We start from the raw sequence: 6,767 nt of genomic DNA, 5'->3' as shown, positions 1-6,767 counted from the left end.
GGCGAGCTGGGGCTGACCGACGAGTGCGGCCTGCCCAAGTGCGCCCGGGTGCGCCCGCCCGACATCGTCTGGACGCTGCGATGACGGCGGGCGGCGCGGCGACGGCGGGCGGTGCGACCACGGCGGGCGGTGCGACGACGGCGGGCGGTGCGACGACGGCGGGCGGTGCGACCACGGCGGGCGGTGCGACCACGGCGGGCGGTGCGACCACGGCGGGCGGTGCGACCACGGCGGGCGGTGCGACGACGGCGGGCGGTGCGACGACGGCGGGCGGCGCGACCACGGCTGTTGTCCGGGCCGGGGTGCGGGTGCTGCACGGGTTCGTGGGTCCGGAGGGGTCGCTCTGTCTCTGGGGCGAGTCCGACATGTCCCGGGAATTCCGGCGGGGCGGCGGGCACCCGTTCGCGATCGAGCGTGACCGGCTTCCCCGGGGGGACGACCTGGCCCACGTCGCGCTCGTGCTGCCCTCGACCAGTGCCGGGCCGCTGCCGTCGCCGCAGCTCGGGCTCGCGCCGCGGCGGGGCACGCCGCGGCCGCGCTCGTGGCACGTGCCGGCCGTGGCGGTGCCGTTCGTCGACGACGACCTGGCCGACGAGTTCGATGGCCGGGTCGGTCACTCGGCGCGGTGGCTGATCGAGCTGTGCGATTTCGCGGCCGACCTCGTGCGCCGGGGGCGGGTGCTGCCGGCCGTGCTGCCCGAAGGGCCGGTCGCCCGGTGGCGGCCCGTGCTGACCGGCTTCGACGCGATCCACCACGGTGACCTGCTGCGCCGCATGCCGGCCGCCTGCCGGGCCGCGGCCGGCGGACTGCCCGCGGCCGACGTGCTCGCCGTCGCGCTGCACCGGCTCGTCGACGGCCTGGTGCGCACCCGGCTGGCCGAGGCCGGCGTCGAGATCGGCGACGGCTGGCTGGCCGCGCTGACCGGCGAGCCGTCGTTCACCGCCGCGCCGGCCCTCACCGACGAACTGGCCGAGCGGCTCGACGCCTGGCACGCGAGCGCCGCCGCGGGCGCGGCCGTGCGGCTCTGCTTCCGCCTCAGCCACATCGACCGCGAGGCCGGCCCGGGCCTCGCGCCCGGCCTCGGCGGCGGGTCCGGCCCCGGCGGTTCGTCCGGCTCCGGCGGCGGATCCAGCCGCGGTGGCTCATCCAGCCCCGCGGGCTCGTCCGGCCCTGGTGGTACAGCCGGCCTCGGCGGAGGGGCCGGTCTGGGTGGCGGGGCCGGTCTGGGTGGCGGGGCCGGCCGCGAGCGGGAGGCGGGCGACGACCTCTGGCTGCTGGAGTTTCTGCTGCAGGCGGTCGACGAGCCGAGCGCGCTGGTCACGGCCGCGGACATCTGGCGCGACGACTATGCCCCGCTTCGCCGCTGGACCAGGCACCCGCAGGAGCGGCTGCTCGGCGGGCTCGGGCGGGCTGCCCGGCTCTACCCCGACCTGCGGGCCGCGCTCGGCGTGCCCCGGCCGGTCGACATGGTGCTCGACACGGCCGAGGCGCACGCGTTCCTGAGCCAGGCCGCCGTGCTGGAGGAGGCCGGCTACGGCGTGCTGCTGCCGACCTGGTGGCGCGACCGGCAGAGCCTTGGCCTCGCCCTCGACGTGCGCGGCCGCGACCCGATCGTGCCGGTGCTGCGGGACGAGGCCGCCGACCTCGCCCACCTGGTCGACTACCAGTGGGGCCTGGCGATCGGCGGGGAACCGCTCACCGAGAGCGAGCTGACCGATCTGGCCCAGGCCAAGGTGCCGCTCGTGCGCCTGCGCGGCCGCTGGGTGCACCTCGACCCCGGCCACCTCGCGGCGGGGCTGCGCTTCCTCGAGCGCGGGGGCGGGTCGATGACCGCGGGGGCGGCGCTGCGGACCGTCCGGCTGCTGCCGCCCGAGGAACTGCCGCTGCCGGTGACGGCGGTCGGCGGCAAGGGCTGGCTGGCCGACCTGCTCGGTGGGGAGCTGGACCGGCGGCTGGAGCTGATCGATCCACCCGTGTCGCTGGCCGGCGTGCTCCGCCCGTACCAAATGCGGGGTTTTTCGTGGTTGGCCTTTCTCGACGGCCTCGGGCTCGGCGCCTGCCTGGCCGACGACATGGGTCTCGGCAAGACGATCCAGCTGCTCGCGCTGCTGCTGCATCGGCGGTCCGGCCCGGCGTTGCTGATCTGCCCGCTCTCGGTGCTGGGAAACTGGCAGCGGGAGGCCGCCCGGTTCGCGCCGTCGCTGACGGTCACGGTGCTGCACGGCGCCGACCGGCCCTCGCCCGCGTCGCTCGCCGGGTCCGACATCGTGCTCACCACCTACGCCACCGCGACCCGCGACGCCGACGAGCTGGCCGCCGTCGCGTGGGACCGCGTCGTGCTCGACGAGGCGCAGCACGTGAAGAACAGTGGCAGTGCGGTGGCCAAGGCGGTCCGCCGCTTCCCGGCCCGGGTGCGGATCGCGCTGACCGGTACGCCGGTGGAGAACCGGCTCGCGGAGCTGTGGTCGATCCTCGACTTCCTCAACCCGGGCGTGCTCGCCTCGGGGCACACGTTCCGGGCCCGGTTCGCCGTGCCGATCGAACGGTTCGGCGATGAGGAGGCCGCGGCGCGGCTGCGGCACGCGACCCGGCCGTTCCTGCTGCGCCGGGTGAAATCCGACCCCGCGGTCATCGGCGACCTGCCTGACAAGCGCGCGGTGCGGCACCTGTGCTCGCTGACCACCGAGCAGGCCACCCTCTATCGCGCGGTCCTCGAGGACATGACCGCGCACCTGGCCGAGAGCCGCGACAAGTGGAACAAGGGCATCGTGCTCGCGGCGATGACCAAGCTGAAACAGGCGTGCGTGCACCCGGCGCTGCTGCTCGGCGACGGCTCGCCGCTACCCGGCCGCTCGGGAAAGCTGGAGCGGCTCGAGGAGATCCTCGACGGCGCGCTCGCCGAGGGGGAGAGCGTGCTGTGCTTCACGCAGTTCGCCAAGTTCGGGTCGATGCTCACGCCGCACCTGGCCGCGCGGTTCGGGGTGCCGGTGCGCTATCTGTACGGCGGCACCTCCCGCACCGACCGGGACGCGATGGTGGCCGCCTTCCAGGACGACCCGCGGCCCGGCATCTTCGTGCTGTCGCTGAAGGCCGGCGGCACCGGGATCAACCTGACGGCGGCCAACCACGTCGTGCACGTCGACCGCTGGTGGAACCCGGCGACCGAGGCGCAGGCGACCGACCGGGCGTTCCGCATCGGGCAGCGGCGCGACGTGCGGGTGCACACGCTGGTCTGCCTCGGCACCCTCGAGGAGCGCATCGACCGGCTGCTCGCCGACAAGGGCGTCCTGGCCGAGCGGGTGGTGGGCAACGGCGAGGGCTGGCTGACCGCGCTCGACACCGCCGAGCTGCGCGCCCTCGTCCAACTCGCACCGGAGGCGATCGTTGACTGACGACCGGCTGGCTCTGGCCTTCCTCGGCACGTTCGAGTCGCTGCGGATGGGGCCGACGTTCGCGCGCGGGCGGCGTGACGAACGCAGCGGCCACGTCCGGCAGCTGACGATCTCGAGCAGCCTCGTCGTCGCGCTGGTGCGCGGGCCGGACGATCCGAAGGCCTTCCGGGCGCGGATAGCGCTGCGGTCGTTCGGGGCGTCCGAGTGGGCGCGGGTCGAGCAAGATCTCGTGGCCGAGGCCCGCTATGCCGCCGATCTGCTCGCCGGGCGGATGCCGGCCGGGATCGGGGAGGTGTTCGCGGGAGCGGGGCTGAGCCTGGTGCCGCTGTCGCTCGACGAGGTCGCGATGGACTGCACCTGCGAGCGGTGGCCGATGCCGTGCGTGCACCTCGCGGCGACCTGTTACGCCCTGGCCCGGTCGTTCGAGGAGGACCCGTTCGGGGTGTTCGCCTGGCGCGGGCGGCATCGCGACGAGTTGCTCCTGCACCTGCGCGAGCTGCGAGCCGTCCCGGCGCCCATTGTGCCGGCGCCGGATCCGGGCGTAATATCTGATGTTTCCGATTCGCCCGATATGGAAAAAGAGTGGGGAGATGCCTTCTGGGGCGGTTTGACCGCCCCGGCGGCGGCCGCCACGGGCCGGCCGGGCGCCGCGTCCCGGCCGGACGCACTGCTCGACCAGCTCGATCCGCCGCCGCTGGCGCACGGGGGCCGTCCGATAGCCGACCTGCTGCGGCCCGCGTACCTCGTGCTGCCCGAAGAGTAGGCGGAGTCTGTTCTTCCACGATCGGTGTACACCCTTCGAAACCCGCCGGTCACATTCCGTGGCCATGTTCTCCTTTCCGAGGCATAACTCTTTGTCTTGAGAAGGTGTGACATGAACCGATTTACCCGGATGCTTATGATGTCGGGCCTCGGCCTGGTAACGGGCGTCGCGGTCGGTGCCGGACCGGCCATGGCCGCGTCGAGCAGCTCGAGCACCGATCAAGGGGCGACGCGGTCGGAAGCCAATACCAGCCCCCAGTGGCGGGGTGACCGGCTCGTCGGGTTCTTCCGCAACTACCGCATCTGCATCCGTGCCGGCGAGTACGGCGAGGACGAGGGCTGGTGGGACGACTACGACTGCTACCGCACCGGCGGGTTCCACAACCGGTTCGCGCTGGTCGTCGGCTACGACGACTGGGGTCACGGCTGGCACGGAAACTGGGGCGGTCAGAACTGGGTCGGCCAGTGGTGGCCGGGACACGGCAACTGGAACGGCCCGAACGGCGGTGGCTGGCCCGGCTGGCCCAACGGCGGCGGCATGGGCAACGGCAACGGCGGCGGTAACAACGGCGGCGGTAACGGCGGCGGTGGTGGCAACGGCGGTGGCGGCGGTAACGGCGGCAACGGCGGTGGCAACAACGGCGGCAACAACGGCGGCGGCAACAACGGCGGCGGCAACAACGGCGGCGGGAACGGCGGCAACGGCGGCAACGGCGGTGGCGGCGGTAACGGCGGCAATGGCGGCGGCAACAACGGCGGTAACAACGGCGGCGGCAACAACGGCGGCGGTAACGGCGGCGGTGGCGGTAACGGCGGTGGCGGCGGTAACGGCGGCAACGGCGGTGGCAACAACGGCGGCGGCAACAACGGCGGCGGCAACGGCGGCGGTGGCGGCAACGGCGGTGGCGGCGGCAACGGCGGCAACGGCGGTGGCAACAACGGCGGCGGGAACGGCGGCGGCAACAACGGCGGCGGGAACGGCGGCGGTGGTGGCAACGGCGGTGGCGGCGGCAACGGCGGCAACGGCGGGAACAACTTCACCTTCGGCCCCGGCACCAACATCGGCCTGCACGGCTGACCGCAGCTTCTGCGGATATACCAATGCGAGCCACACCCCGGTCGGGGTGTGGCTCGTCCCTTTACCCGGAGACCGTCACCAGTCGCCGGGTGCGTAGTCCTTGAGAAAGCAGCCGTACACGTCCTCGCCGCGCTCGCCGCGCACGATCGGGTCGTAGACCCGGGCCGCGCCGTCCACCAGGTCGAGCGGCGCGTGGAAGCCCTCGCCGGCCAGCCGGGTCTTGGTCGGGTGCGGCCGCTCGTCCGTGATCCAGCCGGTGTCGACGCTGGTCATCAGGATCCCGTCGGTGAACATGTCGTCGGCGCTGGTGCGGGTCAGCATGTTCAGCGAGGCCTTCGCCATGTTCGTGTGGGGGTGGCCGGCGCCCTTGTAGCCGCGGGCGAAGACCCCCTCCATGGCCGAGACGTTCACGACGTACCGCCGAGGGAAGGTCGACCGGACCATCGCCGGGCGCAGGCGGCTGATCAGCACGAACGGCGCGGTCACGTTGCACAGCTGCACCTCGAGCAGCTCCAGCGGGTCGACCTCGTGCACCCGGTCGCTCCAGCTGTTGGTGGGCGTGACATCCGGGACCAGGCCGCCCGCGTCGATCTCGGCCGAGCGCGCGACGAGGGCGAGCTCGGTGACCTGCCGCGGGGTCAGCGCCGGGCCGGCACCGCTGGTGAGCACGGCGGCGGGGGAGGCCCCGGCCGTCCCGAAGTACTCCAGTTCGGGCACCGGACCGTCCGGCAGCGGCTCCCGCTCGGCCGCGGCGATCGCCGCATACGCCCCCGCGGTACGGCGTACGGTCTGGGCGGCGTTGTTGATCAGAATGTCGAGCGGGCCGCGCCGGGCGACCGAGTCGGCGAGGCCGACGACCTGGGCCGGATTGCGCAGGTCGAGGCCGACCACCCGCAGCCGGTGCAGCCAGTCGGCGCTGTCGGGCATCGCGGCGTAACGGCGGACCGCGTCGTGCGGGAAGCGCGTGGTGATGGTCAGGTCGGCGCCGTCGCGCAGCAGGCGCAGCGCGATGTACATGCCGATCTTGGCGCGCCCGCCGGTGAGCAGCGCCCGCCGCCCGGTCAGGTCGGTGCGGGCGTCGCGTTTCGCGTGGTTGAGCGCGGCACAGGCCGGGCAGAGCTGGTGGTAGAACGCGTCGACGACCGTGTAGCGCTGCTTGCAGGTGTAGCAGCCGCGAGGCTGGCGCAGCACCCCGGCCGTGCCACCGGTCGAAGTGGCGCGCAGCGGGATGCCGGCGGTCTCGTCGTCGATGCGGCCGGGCGCGCCGGTCGCGGTCGCCTCGGTGACGGCCCGGTCGGCGGCGAGAACAGCCTCCCGCCGGTCGCGGCGGCGCTGCAGCTTGACCGTCTTGAACAGGCCCGCGGTGGCTCGGCGGACGGCCACCGCGTCGGGGTGCTCGGGCGGGAGCGCCTCGGCCTCGGCGAGCACGGCCAGGCAGATCGCCAGCCGCTCAGGGTCCAGCCCCGGGTCGGTATCGCCCGCCATGTCCGTTCGTCTCCTTCGCTGCCCGTGCTGTCGTGAGGAAACTCTACTGA

The 6,767-nt window shown here is 73.9% G+C and carries 5 protein-coding genes; 4 read left to right on the top strand and 1 reads right to left on the bottom strand.

Annotation, left to right across the window (positions count from 1 at the left end; genetic code table 11):
- Positions 1-6 precede the first annotated feature (6 nt).
- The 4 genes from A3CQ_RS63960 (at position 7) to A3CQ_RS61365 (ending at position 5,232) form a co-directional block, all read left to right on the top strand.
- On the top strand, positions 7-84 hold the full coding sequence (locus A3CQ_RS63960) for a DUF5990 family protein (protein WP_342663735.1): 78 nt from the start codon (positions 7-9) through the stop codon (positions 82-84).
- Complete coding sequence (locus A3CQ_RS63810; protein WP_020516470.1) at positions 81-3,392, top strand: DEAD/DEAH box helicase; 3,312 nt, start codon at positions 81-83, stop codon at positions 3,390-3,392. Before A3CQ_RS63960 ends, A3CQ_RS63810 begins: the two co-directional genes overlap by 4 nt.
- Positions 3,385-4,155 carry an SWIM zinc finger family protein gene (locus tag A3CQ_RS0139355; protein ID WP_020516469.1) on the top strand — a complete coding sequence of 257 codons (771 nt, stop codon included), beginning with the start codon at positions 3,385-3,387 and terminating at the stop codon, positions 4,153-4,155. The genes A3CQ_RS63810 and A3CQ_RS0139355 overlap by 8 nt, the downstream gene beginning before the upstream one ends.
- Before the next feature lie 111 nt (positions 4,156-4,266).
- Positions 4,267-5,232, top strand: coding sequence for a hypothetical protein (locus tag A3CQ_RS61365; RefSeq protein WP_157296876.1), 966 nt, complete (start codon positions 4,267-4,269; stop codon positions 5,230-5,232).
- A gap of 75 nt (positions 5,233-5,307) precedes the next feature.
- On the opposite strand, the gene A3CQ_RS0139345 is transcribed toward A3CQ_RS61365, so the two are convergent.
- Complete coding sequence (locus A3CQ_RS0139345; RefSeq protein ID WP_020516468.1) at positions 5,308-6,717, bottom strand: SDR family NAD(P)-dependent oxidoreductase; 1,410 nt, start codon at positions 6,715-6,717, stop codon at positions 5,308-5,310.
- Positions 6,718-6,767: the final 50 nt, after the last annotated feature.

The organism is Paractinoplanes globisporus DSM 43857, assembly GCF_000379645.1.
Taxonomy (GTDB): Bacteria; Actinomycetota; Actinomycetes; order Mycobacteriales; family Micromonosporaceae; genus Actinoplanes; species Actinoplanes globisporus.
This window is presented reverse-complemented; position numbering and strand designations above follow the sequence as displayed.